This window comes from Bacillus sp. 165, assembly GCF_017742235.1.
Lineage (GTDB): Bacteria > Bacillota > Bacilli > Bacillales > Bacillaceae_G > JAGHKQ01.
This window is the reverse complement of sequence record NZ_JAGHKQ010000001.1, coordinates 58,293-76,329: the sequence shown is the minus strand read 5'-3', so window position 1 is coordinate 76,329 and position 18,037 is coordinate 58,293. Positions and strand designations below refer to the sequence as shown.

Here is an 18,037-nt window from a genome sequence, read left to right as displayed (position 1 = left end):
AGAAATGCAGCGAGAGGATAGTGCACTCTTTCATATGTATATGAAGGGCATTATTTTGCTTGGATTTACGATGCTGTTATTTAAGCTGTTGGTAACGGGAACTATACAACATTTTATGGCGCCGCGCATGATACCCTTTGTATATATCACGTTGTTTCTATGTTTGTTGTTCGGGATTATTCAAATTTGGAGAAGTTGGATGAAGCATACAAAACATGCATGCAGCTGCGGAGAAGAACACGATATACCAGCTACTGCAGCAGGTTCTATCTTGTATTATTCTCTGTTTATCATTCCTATCATTACCGGGTTTTTATTTGCCGATAGTGTGATTGACGGCAGTGTGGCTGGAAAACGAGGAGTGAATCTTGGAGGACGAACAATGAATGAGCAAGGAATAGTGGATCCTGATGAGAATATGAATTTGCTGCCGCAAGAGCCTCCTGAAGACTACTATAAAAAATTGGAAAATCAGCTGCATCGTAAAAAAAAGATAGTAGTAGATGATGAACATTATATATCTATCATGGATATAATTGGGAAGGATGTAGAAGGGTTTAAAGGAAAAACTATTACCTTTATGGGCTTTGTCCATCGAGAGCCGCCTATGGGAAAGAACCAGCTGGTCATTGCCAGATTCGGTATTACCTGTTGTGTAGCAGATGCTTCTGTATATGGAATGCTGGCGACGGGAGACAAGATTATTTCTTTGAAGGATGATACGTGGGTTATTGTGACGGGAGTACTTGATGAGGCTGTTTATATGGATACCTTGTTTCCGATTGTAAAAGTAACAAAAGCAGAACGAATACAGGAGCCGAAAATCCCCTATGTGTACCAAAGTTTTCAAAATTAGCAGTATTATTTTTTTCTATTATTGCATATAGCCCCTCCTCTTTCTCATATAGTGGAACAAATAGGAAGGGAGAAGATAATATGGACTATTTATTTGAAGCTATTGGTATTATTTTAGGAGTATTGTTTCCCTTAGCGTGTGTTGTATGGTTTTTAAAAGAGTTGATTAAAAATTTAGGAGATCCTCATACGGTGACGCCGCTTCCTGCAGGAGAAGGTGAAGATTGATAGAGAGTAACAGATGATATTTTTACTGCTAGGAAATAAAAGGCAAGTAGTATAAACGGAGGATAGAAATGATTAGCGGGGCGTTCATCAGCAGGAAAGAGCCTGCTGATGGGCGTTTTGTTGTATACATCTCTAGGAATTAAATAATAGTAGTACTGCTCAAGCAGAAAGGTGTTATATAATAGTATATAAAGAATTTAGCATAAAAATAGTATAGGAGGAAAAAATGAATAGGGAATTGTTGGACAAGTTCAATTTGGCTGTTGAAACAGCAAGTATTGCTCATCGAGCACAAACGAGGAAAGGGAACGGCACACCATATATTACTCACCCATTTACGGTTGGGATGCTTCTTTTAGACGTAGGATGTTCTTCCGAAACGGTAATAGCCGGAATTCTTCATGATACGATAGAAGATACGTCTGTCACATATAAGGACATCGAAACGGCATTTGGAATGAATGTAGCCCAGATTGTGAAACAATGTTCAGAGCATGATAAATCAAAGTCATGGGAGGAACGAAAGCAACATACACTGAACAATATTGGTGTAATTTCTATGGAAGCATGTATGGTCGTATGTGCAGATAAACTGCATAATATCCGTTCTACTGCTACTGATTTTAGAAAAATTGGTACTGAGGTTTGGGGGAAATTTAATCGAGGCAAGGAGCAGCAGGAATGGTATTATCGGGGATTAGTGAAAGCATTGGGAAAGAGGCTGGAGCATTTTCCGCTATACCGTTTGCTTGAGGCTGAAGTAGAAGAACTATTTGCGAAATAAAAAAATAGAGCAGCGTATGCTCTATTTTTTTATTCCTGGGGCACGTTCGTATTGTTTTGGTTCCGTCAGTTCGAAACCAAGCTCGTTGGCTGCTGTTCGCGGGAAATATGGGTTTCGTAAAAGCTCACGCCCAATAAAGATAAGATCTGCCTGTGCCTGCTGTAAAATATCTTCTGCTTGAGGACCTGTGGTGATAAGTCCTACCGCACCTGTTGGGATTTGTACTTGTTGTTTAATAGCATCAGCATATTTTACTTGATAGCCTGGATATGTTTCGATAGCAGCCGGAACAACTGCTCCTGAGCTGCAATCAATTAAGTCTACTCCCTGCTCTTTCATCCATCTGCTGTATTGTACGTAATCATCAATCGTCAGGCCTTCTGGATGGTAATCATCTGCTGAAATGCGGACAAATAATGGGCCGTCCCATACTTGCTTCACCGCGTCAATTGTTTCACGGAGGAAGCGATAGCGGTTTTCAGGAGTCCCTCCATAGATATCTGTTCGCTTATTTGTTAAAGGGGACAAAAATTCATTGATTAAATAGCCGTGGGCTGCATGCAGTTCAATAACATCAAACCCTGCTTCTTTTGCACGGCGCGCTCCTTCTTGAAACGCTGAAATGGTTTCAGTAATTTGTTTTTCCGTCATTTCTTCTGGAACCTTCATCGTTTCATTAAAGGCAATAGAAGAAGGTGCGATAGCAGGTGTATCTACTACTGCTTTTCGTCCAGCGTGAGCGAGTTGAATGCCTACTTTTGATCCGTATCCATGAACGAGGGACACAATATTTGTTAAGCCTTCGATATGGTCCTCTCCCCATATGCCCAAATCTTGAGGTGAAATTCTTCCTTCAGGTGTGACAGCGGTGGCCTCTAAAATAATGAGTCCAGCTTGTCCGGCAGCGCGCGAAGCATAATGGACAAGATGGAAGTTTGAAGCTGTTCCATCTTGCTGATGACATGAATACATGCACATCGGCGCCATCACAATTCGGTTTTTAAATGTTATATCTTTTATTGTATACGGTGTAAATAATAAGGAATTCAAATGACTAGCCTCCTGATTCATATTTATTGAGTTTATTTTATCATCAATGTTTTCTTTTCCTCCAATAATCCGCTTATAGGTGATGCCAAAATATGGTACAATACAGGAAAAGATAAGTGAAACGGAGTGAGAACGGTGGGACAAGTTCATCGGGCGTATTATAAAACTGATATTGGATGGATGGAAATTGTAGGGCAAGATGAAGGTATTTCGTCTATTATGTTTGTAGAAGCACCGCAGGAGGAAAACAGCACCCATCCGGTTGTAATGCAGGCGGTACAGGAATTAGATGAATATTTTCAAAAAAAGCGCCGTCATTTTACTGTGCCGCTGCAGCCAACAGGAACAGAATTTCAATTGAAAGTATGGCAAGCACTGCAAACGGTGCCATTTGGAGAAACAGTATCATATTTAGACATTGCTACAAAAATTGGGAATGAGAAGGCTGTTCGCGCCATTGGGGGAGCAAACAGCCGTAATCCCATTTCTATTATCGTTCCATGTCATCGTATTATCGGGAAAAGCGGAGCGTTAGTAGGTTATGAGGGTGGATTATGGAGAAAAGAATGGCTGCTTAAGCACGAAGAAAGCTTACCGAGTACATAAAGACTAGATTTCCCGGAAGCAGAAAGACGGCACCTGGGTGAACAAGAGAGAGGGTGGTTTGTATTAAAAATGGGAAGCAAAATGAGCAAGAAACGGATTCTAGGGAGTCTGAGTCATACGCCTATCACACATATGAGAGTAACAAGAAAAAACATTCGACAAAGCAATGGAGCTGGACCGCTTGTTTATGGAATGTGTTTTGGCTTGGCTATCAAAGGCGGTTCTTTTCTGCTTTTCTATTCCTCTTGATTTTTGCTTTCTCTCAAGTTGGAGCTTATATACTTGGCTGGAATTACGCTGTTCCATTTGTAAATGTGACATATCTCTCGTTAGTAGTTTACATGGCTGGTATGTTGTTTTTGGGCATATATGGTAATCAATTGTATTACAATAGGGAACACGTCAAAACAAAAAGGTATATAGGTCTCGCTGCTTCTCTCTGTGCAGCAGGGTTCTTCTATTTTATTAGCCATTATTTTTATCCGACAAGTATAGATATTATTAAACTCGTTAAAAGAGAAACGTTATATGAGTATCCTCTATACTCAATCGGAGCGAAATTCGAACAATATTTTTACAATACGAAATGGGCGTATCAGCGCGGCGCAGATGGATTAGAAATAGTTGAATTTCGTGGGACAGCTGTATCTGATAAAAGTGAAGTGGTGCTTCAATTCATTGTGGATTATTCCTATAAAGAAATAGAGCTGTATACATTAAGTGTCGATGGGGAAATTCAGAATGAAAAAGAGGTTTATGCACTGATGGACAGGATCTTTGATGTGAAAACGCCATTTAATTTAGATGATGAATTAGAAGACGATATAGAAAAAAAGGCATTATAAAATTGTTTTAAGGAAAAAACTTATAATACCTGATTTGTATGGAATGAAATATTTTTACTTATGTCCTGTTGCACTTTGAGACTGTGAGGAAGAAACATTCTATTAATGTAAGAGTTCCTCTAAACCCGTTCTTTTGCTTAAATCAACAAAATACAGTACTAGAACTGCGTAAAGTTCATTTTATCTGAAATTTCGACATTTTTTAAAAAAATAATATAAAAAATGTTTGAAATTAACAAAATATTATGTATAATACAAACAAGCAGGTAGAAAGTTACGGAAAATTCATATAATTATTTGTCTGAATTTTATTGCAATTAATACTTGCTACGTCATAGAAACAGAAAACTCAGGAGGGGAACAACTACCTATGAAGAAAAAGCTTACAGTATTAACAGCAGCAGTTCTTTCAACAAGCATGTTTTTAACAGCATGTGGAAGCAATGAAACAGCATCAACAGACAAAAAAGACGATAAGAAGTCTGGAGCTCTTGCCGATAAGCAAGTGTTAAACCTTCTTGAAACGTCTGAAATCCCATCTATGGATACTTCTAAATCTACGGACAGCGTATCCTTTAAAGTGTTCGTTAACTCGATGGAAGGATTGTACCGTCTTGATAAAGATAACAAACCAACTCCTGGTATGGCTGAAAAAGTTGATATTAGTGAAGACCAAAAAACATACACATTCCATTTACGTGATGCTAAATGGTCTAACGGCGAGCCAGTAACGGCACAAGACTTCGTATTTGCATGGCGCCGTGCGGTTGACCCTGTAACAGCATCAGAATATGCATTCATCTTAGGTGATGTAAAAAATGCTGTGAAAGTCAATAATAAAGAATTACCGCTTGACCAGCTTGGCGTTACAGCACAAGATGATAAAACATTAGTTGTAGAATTAGAGCATCCGGTTCCATATTTCTTAGAGCTTACTTCCTTCCCAACATTCTTCCCATTAAAAGAGAAGTACGTAACGGAAAAAGGCGACAAGTATGCGTTAGAAGCAGATTCTGTACTTTATAACGGACCGTTCGTAATGAACGATTGGAAGCATGAACAAAGCTACCAGCTTACGAAAAATCCTAATTATTGGGATAAAGATGCTGTAAAGCTTGAAGAAATCAATGTAAACATTGTAAAAGATACTGCTACAGGTGTAAACTTATACGAAACTGGCGATGCAGACCGTGTAACATTAACTGCTGAATTTGTAGATAAATATAAATCCAGCCCTGAATACAAAACGTACCAAGATCCTCGTCTATTCTTTATCCGCTTTAACGAAAAGGATCCTGTTTTTGGAAACCAAAAGGTTCGTAAAGCAATCGATTTAGCGTATGATAAAGAAGGTATTGCGAACGTTATTTTAAACGACGGTTCTCTTGCGGCATATTCTTTAGTACCGAAAAACTTTGTTAAAGGTCCAGATGGAAAAGATTTCCGTGCGGGTAACGGCGATTTCAACCATGGAAAAGATAATGTGGAGAATGCACAAAAGCTTTGGGCTGAAGCGAAAAAAGAATTAGGAAAAGATCAAATTACAGTAGAAATGTTAAACTATGATTCTGATTCTGCTAAGAAAATTGGCGAGTACATTAAAGAGCAATTAGAGAAAAACCTAGACGGTTTAACAATTACAATCAAGCAGCAACCGTTCAAGCAAAAGCTTGATCTTGAGAAGAGCTTAGATTATCAATTCTCCTTCTCTGGCTGGGGTCCTGACTATCCAGATCCAATGACATTCGTAGATATGTTCATAACAGAAAGTCCATTTAATGAAATGGCGTATTCCAACCCGAAATATGATGAATTGGTAAAAGCAGCAAAAGGTGACTTGTTAACAGACTTACCAGCTCGCTGGAAAGCACTTCAAGATGCTGAAAAGATTTTATTTGACGATGCGGCAATTTCTCCTGTATACCAACGTGGTGTGGCAGTAATTGAAAAGCCGTATGTAAAAGGAATTGCTAAGCATACATTTGGCGGAGACTACTCTTACAAGTGGGCATACATTAACAAGAAGTAATAGTATGAAAGTGCGTATCTTGATGATACGCACTTTTCTTTATTGGAGGAGTGAGATTGAAAATACATGGAATAAACCATTTTTGCTTTTCAGTATCACATTTAGAGCGATCCATCGAACCGTCTTGTGAGCGAAATTATTGAATAAGGGGAAAGCCGTAGCTTATTTTGAATTAAGCGGCATTTGGCTTGCGTTAAATGCAGAAAATGATATTCCGAGAGAAGAAATCCTTCAATCATATACTCATATCGCTTTTACGGTATTGAAGGAAGAGCTGGACGAGTGGGAGAAAAAGTTATTAAAATATAATGTACCTATTTTACAGGGGAGGATGCGTGATAAACAAGATTGTGAGTCTATTTATTTTACAGATCCTGGCGGTCATAAATTCGAATTGCATACAGGAACCTTGCAAGAACGATTACGATATTATAAGGAAGAGAAGCCCCATATGATTTTTTACGATTAGAGAGGTATCTGTTCAAGGCGAATAGATAAGTTCAGACAAGGTACATAAGGTTAATAAATAAAGGAGAGCAGAAATCTATGAAAACAAGATTGTATGTTACTCGTCACGGGGAAACGGAATGGAATGTAGAAAAACGTATGCAAGGAAGAATGAACTCATCTTTAACAGAAAGAGGGAAAATGCAGGCACACCAGCTCGGTGTACGTATGAAATCGATGCCTGTCGATGTTATTTTCAGCAGCCCAAGTGAACGTGCAGTCCATACTGCAGAATTGATTCGAGGAGAACGAAATATTCCTATTATACAGGACAATCGTTTTTATGAGATTCATATGGGGACATGGGAAGGGATGAACCTGGAAGAAATAAAAGCAAAATACCCCAATCAGTTTGATTTGTTTTGGACACATCCTCACTTGTATAAGACAGAATCAGGGGAAACGTTCACAGAAGTGCAAAAGCGAGTATTAGACGGACTGTTCGAGGTAATAGAGGGAAATGAAGGAAAGAATATTTTTATTGTCGGTCATGCGGTTGTATCAAAGCTGATTCTCGGATATTTTGAAGACCGTGAGATTGCTCGTGTTTGGGAAGATCCATTTATGCATAGTGCGAGCTTAAGTATAATTGATATTGAAAATGGAGAGGGAAGCATAGTGCTTTATGCAGATACAGACCACTATAAACTCAACGAGGAAGATTGATTATGACAGCAATACAATACCAAATGTATACGATGTGTATGATTCAGAAAGGAGATCAAGTTCTACTAATTAATAGACCCGATGAAAAAGGATTTCCTGGTTATATCGCGCCGGGAGGTAAGGTGGAATTTCCAGAGAGCTTGAGTGAAGGTGCTATTCGTGAAGTATTTGAAGAAACTGGCTTACAAGTGAAACACCTTACATATAAAGGATTGGATGAGTATGTAAGCATGGAAGAAAACATCCGGTATATGGTCTTTAATTACTTGGCGACGGAATTTGAAGGAGAATTGCTTCACAATCCGCCAGAAGGAGAGTTGGAGTGGGTTCCAAAAAATGAAATAAAGGAGTATCCAATGCAAGAATGGTTTAAGCGAAGATTTCCGCTTTTTTTCCAAGAGGGGACATTTGAAATACAAACGGTAGGGGACAGCGAAGAAAACAAAGTGAAGATAAAACAATTGTAAGAAAAGAGGAATATACATGACAAAGCTACAATTTTTAGGGACCAGTGATGCGAAAGGGGTACCGCGTATACTTTGTGGATGCAAAGTGTGTACAGAACAAAAAGAGATTAATATTCGTACACGTCCGAGTCTTGCTATTCATACGGATGAGGAAACAATACTAATAGATTTGTCTCCAGACTATCGCACGCAGTGCTTAAGGTATTTAAATGAAAATATGGTATCTACTGTATTGCTTACTCATGCTCATAATGATCATATTACGGGGCTCGGGGATTATTCAGATGCATTATTCGGCTATGGTGTGAAAGGAACAGTAGTAAGTCCCCCTGATATTATTGATATAGTAATCGGAAGGTATCCTTACTTGCAAAATAGAGAGCTATTAGAATTTGCAGGAAAATCGCTTTGGAAGACAGGAGAATATACGATTACATTTCATAGAGTCAACCATGGACATAATGGCTATTCATATGGTATTAAATTTATGAAAGAGGGCTTTTGTTTTGCCTACGTATCAGATGCTATTAACTTGACTAGTGAGGAACTGGAACCGTTTGTACATCTTGATTTACTTATTATTGGAACTTCATTTTGGGATGAACAAGCTCCTTTACATACTCGATCTGTCTATAGTACGAAAGAAGTAATGGAAATGGATGAAGTATTGCAAGCGAAGCAGATTATTTTTACGCACCTTTCTCATGACATTGATGTAGAAATGCGCAGCCAACAGTTACCTTCTCATATGATGTTTGCCTACGATGGCATGCAGTATGAGTTGAATTAATAGAATTTGGTATAATTCCCCCCTTTTCCTACTATAATTGGTACAACAAAGGGGGCGAGGCTATTTTTCCGTTGGGAATGTTTACTCCTTTTTCGTGGACGATGTATATTCGTACAGGTGGAATGGTGTTCGCATTGATTTATTGTGGTTGGGGAATTATATGGGTCAGTGCAGGTATTCGGAAGAAAACAATATCGTATAATGCTGTAAGGCTTGGATTCTTATGCTGGCTTGTAGCAGCATATTGGATGCTGAGACTCTTGGGTGCTTTTGCTGTAAGTATATTTTTATTTCTATGAAGAGAAAAGAAGCTGGTTTCATATAATAAGAATGAGGTTCTCTTCATGGTAAAGATTAATAGAAGAGTATTTTTTATTTGATTTTTGAGTAATAGAGGAAGTTTAAAATAAAAAACTGCCGAATTCATTCGGCAGTTAAATGATTACCAAAAACAACGACGGCAAGGCGGTTTGTAATCCTGTTTATGTTCATAGCATTTTGGTTCTTGTTTTTTAGGCTGAGGAAATTCGTTTATAAAACGGACACGAGGTTCTTTGGAACAGTCAGTTGATTTAAATACTTTGCAGTCGTATGAACGGTGCGAGCGACCAGAGCATTTTGAACGAGAAGATTGTCTGGAACGAGAAGAACATCTGGAACGACCGGAACGACGAGAACCTCTAGAGCGACCGGAACGACGAGAACCTCTAGAACGACCGGAACGACGAGAACCTCTAGAGCGACCGGAACGACGAGAACCTCTAGAGCGACCGGAACGACGAGAACCTCTAGAGCGACCGGAACGACGAGAACCTCTAGAGCGACCGGAACGACGAGAACCTCTAGAGCGACCGGAACGGCGAGAGCCTCTAGAGCGACCGGAACGGCGAGAGCCTCTAGAGCGACCGGAACGACGAGAACCTCTAGAGCGACCGGAACGGCGAGAGCCTCTAGAGCGACCGGAACGGCGAGAGCCTCTAGAGCGACTGGAACGGCGAGAACATCCGCATCCAGAGAACCAAGAGCGTCTAGAATGACGAGAACGGCCAGAGCGTCCAGAACGCCCTGAATGTTTTCCTCGAGAACTGCAGCTTCTTCCACGAGGCTCTTGTTTTAAATAATCACCCATACCAGCACTGTACATACTATCAACAGTGCTGCGAAGGTCTTTCTTACTATAATATCCCATAATATTAACCTCTCCTTATTGAAGCTATTCATATTTAAGTGGCTAAACGTACATAGTGTTTTTATTATCCACTTCTTCTATAAAGTATGAGAAAATCTGTTTCATTGTTTAGGACATGACCTATATTTTTTAAAAATAGGCATATGATTAATATGTAAACTAGACCGCATGTAGCGGTCTAATTTCGTAAGGTCCTTATTGAGGTTAGCGCCCGGAGCGGCCTCCTTTAGAACGACCAGAACGTCCAGAACGGCCTCCTTTAGAGTGGCCAGAACGTCCAGAACGGCCTCCTTTAGAGCGACCAGAACGCCCGGAACGGCCTCCTTTAGAGTGGCCAGAACGTCCAGAACGGCCTCCTTTAGAGCGACCAGAACGTCCGGAGCGGCCTCCTCTGGAGCGACCAGAACGCCCAGAGCGGCCTCCTTTAGAGCGGCCAGAACGTCCGGAGCGACCTCCTCTGGAGCGACCAGAACGTCCGGAGCGGCCTCCTTTAGAGCGACCAGAACGACCAGAACGACCAGAACACTTCGATTTGTTAGATTTTCTAGAACGTTGTGAACTCCAGAAGTTATGACCACAACCGCAAGAACGTTTGTAGGATTTAGATTGTTTGCTTTGGCCAGATTGAGAGCGTTTTTTACCGTAACGTTGCGGTTCTTGGTATAAATATGCGCCCATGCCGGAATCTACTACATGATTGTATGCTTTGTGGATATCTTTTTGATAATAACCCATTGTTATCCCTCCTTTCTTCGTTATAAAAAGAAGAGATGAGCTTCTTTTCTCTATTAAAATATGAGAGAGTTTGAAATTGTGTATTGGACAAGTGCTGAATTATAGAAAATTACACATACGCCCATAGTGTCATGTTTTTCTGCAAGAGCATACATTAGTTATAGATGCTACTGAAGGGAAGCGATATTATGTCCAATTTGCCCTCTTATGAGCTATTCATTCATCCTATGAATCTTGTGGAATTACGGAAAGATATTTGGTGTGATGATCCGGTTCCTGCAAAATTAACATATCAAAAGAAGAAGTATGATATTGATATTGTGTACCGTGGTTCACACATACGGAAGTTTGATAAGAAGTCTTACCATATTTCTTTTTACAAACCCAAAACGTTTTACAGTGCTCATGAAGTTCATTTGAATGCCGAGTTTAAAGACCCGTCTTTAATGCGAAATAAGTTATCTTTAGATTTTTTTTCGAATATTGGAGCAATGTCTCCTCATTCTCAGCATGTTACAGTAACTGTTAATGGGAGATATCAAGGAGTGTATCTGCAGTTGGAATCAGTGGATGAATATTTTCTGAAGAAGAGAAATTTACCAAGCGGAGCTATTTATTATGCAATAGATGATGATGCGAACTTTTCACTTGTGAGCGAGTTAGATGATGATGTCAAACATTCGTTAGCTTCAGGTTATGAGTTAAAGTATGGAGATAAAAATAGCGAAAAGTATTTAAGTGAGTTTATTTATAAGCTAAATACCCTATCAAAAGAAGAGTATGAAAAAGAAATAATAAAATATGTAAATGTGGATCAATATTTGAGATGGCTGATAGGTGTGGTTTGCACACAAAACTTTGACGGATTTGTTCATAACTATGCTTTATATCGGAACGCTGAAACGGGTTTATTTGAGATTCTGCCTTGGGATTATGATGCAACCTGGGGAAGGGATATTCATGGGAAAGTAATGGAATATGATTATGTACGCATACAAGGATATAATACACTGACTGCTCGTATATTAGATGTTCCTTCATTTAGGAAACGATACCATACACTTTTAAGGGAGGTATTAGAGCAGCAGTTCACGGTAGAAAATATGAAACCGATTGTAGAAGGATTGCATGCAACATTGCGTCCACATGTAATGACAGATCCGTATATTAAAGATAATCTAAAGGTATTCGATGGAGAACCAGCTGTTATTTTGGAATATATAAAAGATAGAAACCGGTTTTTAAATAAACATTTAACCGACCTATTATAATGGGGCACCTGATAAAGGTGCTCTTTTTATTCTACTTGCATTTGGCATGCTGCTGATAACATCATTAGAGTTGTAGTGTCGAAATAGAGAGAAGAGTCGCTGGTAAATCGTAGAGAGTGCTGATATAACTGTGGATTTGCCGATATATGATTAGGTTCGCCGAAATAATGGCTGATATGCTGATATATGATCAAGTTCGCCGATATAATGGCTGATATGCCGATATATGATCAAGTTCGTCGATATAATGAATAATATTCTAATATAATCTAAGATTCGCTGATATAGCGAGTGATTTCATTGTTGATGTACTGCACAGAATAAGTTCGACGTATAATTTTTTAAATTTTTAGTATATTATGACTTTAATTATCGTAATTTAGCAAATATAATAGAATACATAAGGAATCTAGTTTTTATTTTTACAGCAATCAAAGGAGGAGTCAGAGATGGATTGGCAGTTTAGCATTATTACAGAATACGCACCATTTTTTTTAAAGGGACTTTTGCTTACTTTATTAATTTCAATTATCGGAGTCTTGTGTGGAACGGTGTTAGGGTTAGCGGTAGGATTGGGAAGGATGTCTTCTAAATTATGGATTCGCTTACCGTTTGTTTGGTATATCAACTTCTTTCGCGGCACTCCGTTATTAGTACAGTTGTTAATTATTCATTTTGGAGTAATGCCGTTGTTCATGTCACCTCCAAGTGGAATTGCTTCGGCAGCGGTAGGGTTATCTTTAAATGCAGCTGCCTATATTGCTGAAATTTTTCGCGCTGGTATTCAATCTATTGATAAAGGACAAACCGAGGCAGGGCGTTCTCTCGGTATGACCCATGTTCAAACAATGCGTTATATTATTATTCCGCAAGCGTTTAAACGGATGATTCCTCCTCTAGGGAATGAATTTATTGTGTTATTGAAAGACTCTTCCTTAGCATCTCTTCTGGCAGCTCCAGAGCTGTTGTACTGGGGGAAAGCAGCAGTAGCTCAGTATTATCGAGTATGGGAGCCGTATCTCACAGTAGCGTTGATTTATTTAGTATTAACTTTATCTCTTACACATTTACTAAATTACTTGGAAAAGAGGTTGGATACGAATGATAAAAGTAAAACAGTTAAGAAAACGCTTCGGGACGCTGGAGGTGTTAAAGGAAATTTCAACTGATATAAGAGAGAAAGAAGTAGTGGTTGTTATAGGTCCGTCTGGTTCGGGTAAATCTACCTTTTTGCGCTGTTTAAACTTGCTCGAAGAGGTGACGGCTGGAGAAATTTTGATTGACGGTGTATCTGTTTTAGATAAAAAAACAAATATTAATGAGCTTCGTGCAGAAGTGGGAATGGTGTTTCAGCATTTTCATCTGTTTCCTCACAAAACCGTTCTGGACAATATTACATTAGCTCCAATGAAGGTTCGAAAATGGTCAAGAGAACAAGCAGAGCAAAAAGCGATGGATTTATTAAGGAAAGTAGGACTCGAAGATAAGTGTGATGCTTATCCTGATTCTCTTTCCGGCGGTCAAAAACAACGTGTGGCCATTGCTCGGGCTTTGGCGATGGAACCAAAAGTCATGCTGTTTGATGAACCGACCTCTGCACTTGACCCGGAGATGGTAGGAGAGGTGCTTGAGGTAATGAAAGACCTAGCTAAAGAAGGAATGACTATGGTAGTTGTTACTCATGAAATGGGGTTTGCAAGAGAAGTGGGTGACAGGGTGCTGTTTATGGATGGGGGCTATATAGTAGAAGAAAATAATCCGTATGAGTTGTTTGGAAACCCGAAGCATGAACGTACGAAGCTGTTTTTAAGTAAGGTTTTATAAAAATGTATTTTCCTTCCAAATAAGAGAACGTACGTTCTTTTTGTTGGAAGGATTTTTCAATTATTAGTCGAATTGTATAAAAAGACTGATGCATAGCAAAGCAGTACTCCAAATCTATATAAGGGAGAGGATTCTATGTCTCAAACGAAGCATCCAATTGAAAAAGGTACAATTCGATTAATTCCTTACAAGGTTGAGCAAATTGTAGATGAAACAACTGAGATTCCTGCTGGTGTTGCTTTATTGCAAGCGCCTGAAGTTTGGGATGAAAGTGAGAAAGGGAAGGGGATTGTCATTGCAGTATTGGATACAGGCTGCGAGCCTGATCATCCAGATTTAGTAGAGCGCATCATTGATGGATATAATTTCACAAGTGATCATAAGAGTGACGTGAAAAATTTTGCAGATAACAACGGTCATGGCACGCATGTGTGCGGAACCATTGCGGCATCCTTAAATAATGCGGGTGTGGTTGGCATGGCTCCGGAAGTAAAACTTCTTGTATTAAAAGTGTTGCAAGGTGACGGGGCTGGTTCAACAAAAGGAATTATCGATGCTATTCATTATGCGTTGGATTGGCGTGGACCGAACGGAGAAAAAGTACGTATAATCTCCATGTCTCTTGGCGGACCGGAAGATGAAACAGCTCTTCATGAAGCTGTGAAGCGAGCTGTAGAAGAGAATGTACTCGTTGTGTGTGCTGCAGGGAATGAAGGAGACGGTGATGACCAAACAGTCGAGTTAAGCTACCCTGGCAGTTATCGTGAAGTAGTATCTGTAGGAGCTGTCAGCTTGGACAAAAAGCTTGCACGCTTCAGCAACACAAATCAGGATATTGATGTAGTGGGACCGGGTGAAAAAATTCTGTCTACTTACTTAAACGGAAAATACGCTGTGTTATCTGGTACATCGATGGCTACGCCTCATATTTCGGGAGCAGCGGCCTTAATTATTAAGCAATGTGAGAAGGATTTTAAGCGTACTTTAACAGAAGATGAAATATATGCACAGCTGGTGAAGCGTACCGTTTCTCTCGGCTACAGCAAGCAGGCAGAAGGAAATGGGTTACTTATTTTGACAGAAGGATATGGAGAAATAAAATAAAGCAGGACACCTTGCCGTAAGCGGCAGGGTTTTTTGCTTTATGATAAAACGTTTACATATTATTTTTCCCTATGGTAACTTACACTTTGGTAATTGGGGAAACTTTAAACAGTACTGTCAGGCAATAGAGTATTTAAAAGAATTGAGATAATGGAAGGGTTATTCTGTTAGAAGACTTGGGGACGAAGTCGATTCCTTTATAAATGATTACGTATGTAGTGAAAGAATTGTATAATTACCAGTCCAATAGGTTAGATTTAATAATTTTCAAAAAAGTAAAAAAATATATTTTGAATATTGTATTTATTTTAAATATTATTTATAATGAAAACGTATTCATTAAACCGGTTTTATAAAAACCGACTTAATCAAGATGGAATTAATATAAATAGTATTCTTTTAAGTAAAAATAATGTAAAATTTTTTAATATTCTATTAAACCGGTTTAACTATAAGGGAGTTTAGGTGATAATAATGGTAACAATTGATGATGTTGCAAAACGAGCTGGGGTTTCCAAGGGAACGGTTTCGAATGTGTTTAGTAAAAAAAGACCTATTAGTGCCGAAGTGACGGAAAGAGTATTAAATGTTGCAAAGGAATTGAACTACGTCCCTAACCATGTTGCTAGAAGCTTGGCTATTAAGAAAACAATGATTATTGGTCTGAAAATGCCGACACTTGACATGGAGTTAAGCAGCTTTGATTTAAAAGTGATTAATGGTGTAGTAAAAAAGTGTAGTAAAAGTGGCTACCGAGTACTTCTAGACAAACTGTATGAGAGTGATGATTCAGCGTTATTTTCAAGGGATCCAGTGGATGGAGTTATATTAATGAATCCAAAAGATAAAGATCCAAGAATTGCGCAGTACAAGCAGTTCAATTTGCCGTATGTAGTGATTGGAAGACCTGATGAAGACGATGAGACTACCAAATTTGTTGATAACAATAACATTGAGATTGTGAAAGAGGTTGGGGAATTTTTAATTGAAAATGGTCATCGTGATATCCTCTTTCTCAATGCAGCCTATGGCATGACGGTAGCAGACGATCGCAGGGAAGGTTTAAAGCAGGCTTTTGACAATTTCAGTTTACCTTTTAAGGAAGAAAACGTGATTTATAACGATCAGGAGAAGTATAAAAATGCTTCTGACTATGGTTTTACTAGTTTACTAGAAAGCATTAAGGTAAAGAAATTTACAGCAATCATTGTGGATACAGACCGTGTTGCATTGGGGGTACTTCGTGCTGCGAGAGAATTGGGAATTGATATTCCAAATGACCTGTCATTAGTGACGCTAAGTAATAATGAAACACTCGCGTTGGAGACAACACCAAAACTAACGAGTATCGAATTGTTCCCAGAGAAGCTCGGTGAGGAAGCAGCAGAGGTTTTAATCAATGTATTAAAAGAGCAATTAGCTCCAAGAAAGAAAATCATACCTGCAAAACTTGTTATCCGAGATTCTTGCAAAACAATCTTTTAATAGATAGGGGGTGATTGAAAAAATTTTGAAGCGGTGTAAAAAATAAATAATATAAAAGTTTCTTAAAAAGGGAGAGGGAAAAATGAACTATAAAAAAGTTTTTAAGTTTTTAGTACCAGTTTTTATGATTTTAAGTTTACTTCTTAGCGCTTGTAGTTCTCAAGAAACTTCCACTAATACAAATGATAAAAGCACGAAAAAAGAGAAAAAGACACTGCGGATTCTCTCCAATGTTGTTGGCGGGAAAACACCTGAAGAAAATGAACTATTTGTTAAAGAGATTGAAAGATTAACAGGTATAAAAGTGGAAATGGTTAAACCGCCGGCAGATTACGATCAAAAGTTAATGACTAGCATGTCATCTGGTGAAAAGTATGACTTAATCCTACTTACTAAACCATTAATGGATATTTTAGTAAAACAAGGTGTTCTAACTGAATTAAATGACAAAATTCAAAAATCGAAAGTATTATCAGACTCCACTATTATCTCTGAAAAAGAGTGGAATTTAATTAAGTACGATAATGGAAAAGTTTACGGTATATTTAATAAATTTGAAGGCGGAACGCTGCCGATTGTTAGACAAGACTGGATGGAAAAGCTGGGTCTAGAGCAACCCAAAACTCTTGATGACTTCTACAATGTCTTCAAATCGTTTAAAGAACAAGATCCAGATGGAAATGGCAAGGACGATACATATGGACTATCTACTGCTGGATTATATGATATTCAAGGGTTTTTAAGTGCAGCTGGAGTGAAATATCGTTATGTGATTGACAAAGATGGAAAGCGTACAATTCCAATTGCAACAGAGAAAGCAGTTCCTGTATTTGAATGGTTTGCAAAGCTGTATAAAGAAGGGTTATTAGATCCAAACTTTGCTACAAATGATTCAGGTAAAATGCGTGAGTTATTCTTAACAGACCGTGTAGGTACGGTTACGTATTGGGATGCATGGGTTGGATTATTTAACAATATCCGTAAGGTAGACGATCCAAATACAACCTTTGAGGCAAAAGGAATTTCTGGTGCTGTTGGACCAGAGGGGAACATTATGCTTCGCCGTGGTGATCAAAGTGTTTGGGCTATCCCAGTCAATGCAGAACATCCTAAAACTGCAATGGAATTTCTTGAATTCTGGCATTCAGAAGAAGGGAATGTGTTAGCAACACTTGGAATTAAAGATAATGACTATACAGTAACAAATGGTAAATATGAGTTAACGGCTGCTGGTAAAGAACACGGAATGGATCACGGTGCTCCATTCCCGAACAATACAAAGTGGGAGAATCCATTCGGTATGCTTCCAGGGGTTGAAGAGGCACAAAAGATTATTCTTGAAAACTCTTCATTAGAAGTTTCAACATCAGATTGGCCAGCAGCAGAAAAGATTATTCAGAACTATGCATTTAAAGCTATGATGGGTGAAATGGATGCTAAAGAAGCAGTGAAAAAAATGCATAAGGAATTACTAGATGCAGGATTAATTGATAAATAAAATTAACAAGTAAATAAGAGGGTGAGAGCAATATGTTTTCCCCTCTTTTCTACTATTTTCATACTAGGTACTGGGGTAACTAGTAATCTCTCTCTTGAAAACCT

The 18,037-nt window shown here is 38.6% G+C and carries 18 protein-coding genes and 1 pseudogene; 16 read left to right on the top strand and 3 right to left on the bottom strand.

Annotated elements, in window-relative coordinates; translation table 11 throughout:
• Positions 1–4: 4 nt before the first annotated feature.
• The 3 genes from J7Q84_RS00410 (at position 5) to J7Q84_RS00400 (ending at position 1,867) form a co-directional block, all read left to right on the top strand.
• Complete coding sequence (locus J7Q84_RS00410) at positions 5–856, top strand: TIGR03943 family putative permease subunit (RefSeq protein ID WP_209092404.1); 852 nt, start codon at positions 5–7, stop codon at positions 854–856.
• Positions 857–936: 80 nt separating this feature from the next.
• Positions 937–1,083: a hypothetical protein gene (locus J7Q84_RS00405; protein WP_209092402.1), complete on the top strand. Its 147-nt coding sequence runs from the start codon at positions 937–939 to the stop codon at positions 1,081–1,083.
• A gap of 226 nt (positions 1,084–1,309) precedes the next feature.
• Positions 1,310–1,867: an HD domain-containing protein gene (locus tag J7Q84_RS00400; RefSeq protein WP_209092401.1), complete on the top strand. Its 558-nt coding sequence runs from the start codon at positions 1,310–1,312 to the stop codon at positions 1,865–1,867.
• Between the two features lie 21 nt (positions 1,868–1,888).
• Here J7Q84_RS00400 and namA read toward each other — a convergent pair whose 3' ends face one another.
• Positions 1,889–2,917: an NADPH dehydrogenase NamA gene (gene namA / locus J7Q84_RS00395; protein WP_209092399.1), complete on the bottom strand. Its 1,029-nt coding sequence runs from the start codon at positions 2,915–2,917 to the stop codon at positions 1,889–1,891.
• Positions 2,918–3,052: 135 nt separating this feature from the next.
• Here namA and J7Q84_RS00390 point away from each other — a divergent pair, with 135 nt between their 5' ends.
• The 7 genes and pseudogenes from J7Q84_RS00390 to J7Q84_RS00360 all read left to right on the top strand — a co-directional run bounded on the left by J7Q84_RS00390 (position 3,053) and on the right by J7Q84_RS00360 (position 8,827).
• Positions 3,053–3,523, top strand: coding sequence for a methylated-DNA--[protein]-cysteine S-methyltransferase (locus J7Q84_RS00390; protein ID WP_481747518.1), 471 nt, complete (start codon positions 3,053–3,055; stop codon positions 3,521–3,523).
• A gap of 53 nt (positions 3,524–3,576) precedes the next feature.
• The gene (locus J7Q84_RS00385; protein ID WP_209092397.1) at positions 3,577–4,368 is read left to right on the top strand and encodes a DUF2628 domain-containing protein; all 792 of its coding nucleotides are present in this window, start codon (positions 3,577–3,579) and stop codon (positions 4,366–4,368) included.
• 370 nt (positions 4,369–4,738) lie between these two features.
• The gene (locus tag J7Q84_RS00380) at positions 4,739–6,397 is read left to right on the top strand and encodes a peptide ABC transporter substrate-binding protein (RefSeq protein ID WP_209092396.1); all 1,659 of its coding nucleotides are present in this window, start codon (positions 4,739–4,741) and stop codon (positions 6,395–6,397) included.
• A 56-nt stretch (positions 6,398–6,453) separates the two neighbouring features.
• Positions 6,454–6,866, top strand: a pseudogene (gene fosB / locus J7Q84_RS00375) (metallothiol transferase FosB).
• A gap of 77 nt (positions 6,867–6,943) precedes the next feature.
• Positions 6,944–7,570, top strand: coding sequence for a phosphoserine phosphatase 1 (locus J7Q84_RS00370; protein ID WP_209092394.1), 627 nt, complete (start codon positions 6,944–6,946; stop codon positions 7,568–7,570).
• Between the two features lie 2 nt (positions 7,571–7,572).
• Positions 7,573–8,037, top strand: coding sequence for an 8-oxo-dGTP diphosphatase (locus J7Q84_RS00365; RefSeq protein ID WP_209092392.1), 465 nt, complete (start codon positions 7,573–7,575; stop codon positions 8,035–8,037).
• Positions 8,038–8,053: 16 nt separating this feature from the next.
• On the top strand, positions 8,054–8,827 hold the full coding sequence (locus tag J7Q84_RS00360; RefSeq protein ID WP_209092390.1) for an MBL fold metallo-hydrolase: 774 nt from the start codon (positions 8,054–8,056) through the stop codon (positions 8,825–8,827).
• Between the two features lie 531 nt (positions 8,828–9,358).
• On the opposite strand, the gene J7Q84_RS00355 is transcribed toward J7Q84_RS00360, so the two are convergent.
• Both J7Q84_RS00355 and J7Q84_RS00350 read right to left on the bottom strand, forming a co-directional pair.
• Positions 9,359–9,928, bottom strand: a complete 570-nt coding sequence (locus tag J7Q84_RS00355; RefSeq protein WP_209092388.1) for a hypothetical protein — start codon at positions 9,926–9,928, stop codon at positions 9,359–9,361.
• A 292-nt stretch (positions 9,929–10,220) separates the two neighbouring features.
• Positions 10,221–10,751 carry a hypothetical protein gene (locus J7Q84_RS00350; protein WP_209092387.1) on the bottom strand — a complete coding sequence of 177 codons (531 nt, stop codon included), beginning with the start codon at positions 10,749–10,751 and terminating at the stop codon, positions 10,221–10,223.
• Between the two features lie 188 nt (positions 10,752–10,939).
• Between J7Q84_RS00350 and J7Q84_RS00345 the strand changes: the two genes are divergently transcribed.
• The 6 genes from J7Q84_RS00345 to J7Q84_RS00320 all read left to right on the top strand — a co-directional run bounded on the left by J7Q84_RS00345 (position 10,940) and on the right by J7Q84_RS00320 (position 17,933).
• Positions 10,940–12,022 carry a CotH kinase family protein gene (locus tag J7Q84_RS00345; protein ID WP_209092386.1) on the top strand — a complete coding sequence of 361 codons (1,083 nt, stop codon included), beginning with the start codon at positions 10,940–10,942 and terminating at the stop codon, positions 12,020–12,022.
• A gap of 449 nt (positions 12,023–12,471) precedes the next feature.
• Positions 12,472–13,191, top strand: coding sequence for an amino acid ABC transporter permease (locus J7Q84_RS00340; protein WP_209092385.1), 720 nt, complete (start codon positions 12,472–12,474; stop codon positions 13,189–13,191).
• The gene (locus tag J7Q84_RS00335) at positions 13,124–13,846 is read left to right on the top strand and encodes an amino acid ABC transporter ATP-binding protein (RefSeq protein WP_209092384.1); all 723 of its coding nucleotides are present in this window, start codon (positions 13,124–13,126) and stop codon (positions 13,844–13,846) included. The genes J7Q84_RS00340 and J7Q84_RS00335 overlap by 68 nt, the downstream gene beginning before the upstream one ends.
• Positions 13,847–13,981: 135 nt before the next feature.
• Complete coding sequence (locus J7Q84_RS00330; protein ID WP_209092383.1) at positions 13,982–14,950, top strand: S8 family peptidase; 969 nt, start codon at positions 13,982–13,984, stop codon at positions 14,948–14,950.
• A 474-nt stretch (positions 14,951–15,424) separates the two neighbouring features.
• Positions 15,425–16,435, top strand: coding sequence for a LacI family DNA-binding transcriptional regulator (locus J7Q84_RS00325; protein ID WP_209092381.1), 1,011 nt, complete (start codon positions 15,425–15,427; stop codon positions 16,433–16,435).
• An 82-nt stretch (positions 16,436–16,517) separates the two neighbouring features.
• Positions 16,518–17,933: an extracellular solute-binding protein gene (locus J7Q84_RS00320; protein WP_209092379.1), complete on the top strand. Its 1,416-nt coding sequence runs from the start codon at positions 16,518–16,520 to the stop codon at positions 17,931–17,933.
• Positions 17,934–18,037 lie beyond the last annotated feature (104 nt).

What these genes read in the sequence shown, in the direction of transcription:
- J7Q84_RS00410 (WP_209092404.1), top strand. Translation starts at nt 5, where the DNA reads ATGCAGCGAGAGGATAGTGCACTCTTTCATATGTATATGAAGGGCATT.
- J7Q84_RS00405 (WP_209092402.1), top strand. Translation starts at nt 937, where the DNA reads ATGGACTATTTATTTGAAGCTATTGGTATTATTTTAGGAGTATTGTTT.
- J7Q84_RS00400 (WP_209092401.1), top strand. Translation starts at nt 1,310, where the DNA reads ATGAATAGGGAATTGTTGGACAAGTTCAATTTGGCTGTTGAAACAGCA.
- J7Q84_RS00380 (WP_209092396.1), top strand. Translation starts at nt 4,739, where the DNA reads ATGAAGAAAAAGCTTACAGTATTAACAGCAGCAGTTCTTTCAACAAGC.
- J7Q84_RS00370 (WP_209092394.1), top strand. Translation starts at nt 6,944, where the DNA reads ATGAAAACAAGATTGTATGTTACTCGTCACGGGGAAACGGAATGGAAT.
- J7Q84_RS00365 (WP_209092392.1), top strand. Translation starts at nt 7,573, where the DNA reads ATGACAGCAATACAATACCAAATGTATACGATGTGTATGATTCAGAAA.
- J7Q84_RS00360 (WP_209092390.1), top strand. Translation starts at nt 8,054, where the DNA reads ATGACAAAGCTACAATTTTTAGGGACCAGTGATGCGAAAGGGGTACCG.
- J7Q84_RS00350 (WP_209092387.1), bottom strand. Translation starts at nt 10,751, where the DNA reads ATGGGTTATTATCAAAAAGATATCCACAAAGCATACAATCATGTAGTA.
- J7Q84_RS00345 (WP_209092386.1), top strand. Translation starts at nt 10,940, where the DNA reads ATGTCCAATTTGCCCTCTTATGAGCTATTCATTCATCCTATGAATCTT.
- J7Q84_RS00340 (WP_209092385.1), top strand. Translation starts at nt 12,472, where the DNA reads ATGGATTGGCAGTTTAGCATTATTACAGAATACGCACCATTTTTTTTA.
- J7Q84_RS00335 (WP_209092384.1), top strand. Translation starts at nt 13,124, where the DNA reads ATGATAAAAGTAAAACAGTTAAGAAAACGCTTCGGGACGCTGGAGGTG.
- J7Q84_RS00330 (WP_209092383.1), top strand. Translation starts at nt 13,982, where the DNA reads ATGTCTCAAACGAAGCATCCAATTGAAAAAGGTACAATTCGATTAATT.
- J7Q84_RS00325 (WP_209092381.1), top strand. Translation starts at nt 15,425, where the DNA reads ATGGTAACAATTGATGATGTTGCAAAACGAGCTGGGGTTTCCAAGGGA.
- J7Q84_RS00320 (WP_209092379.1), top strand. Translation starts at nt 16,518, where the DNA reads ATGAACTATAAAAAAGTTTTTAAGTTTTTAGTACCAGTTTTTATGATT.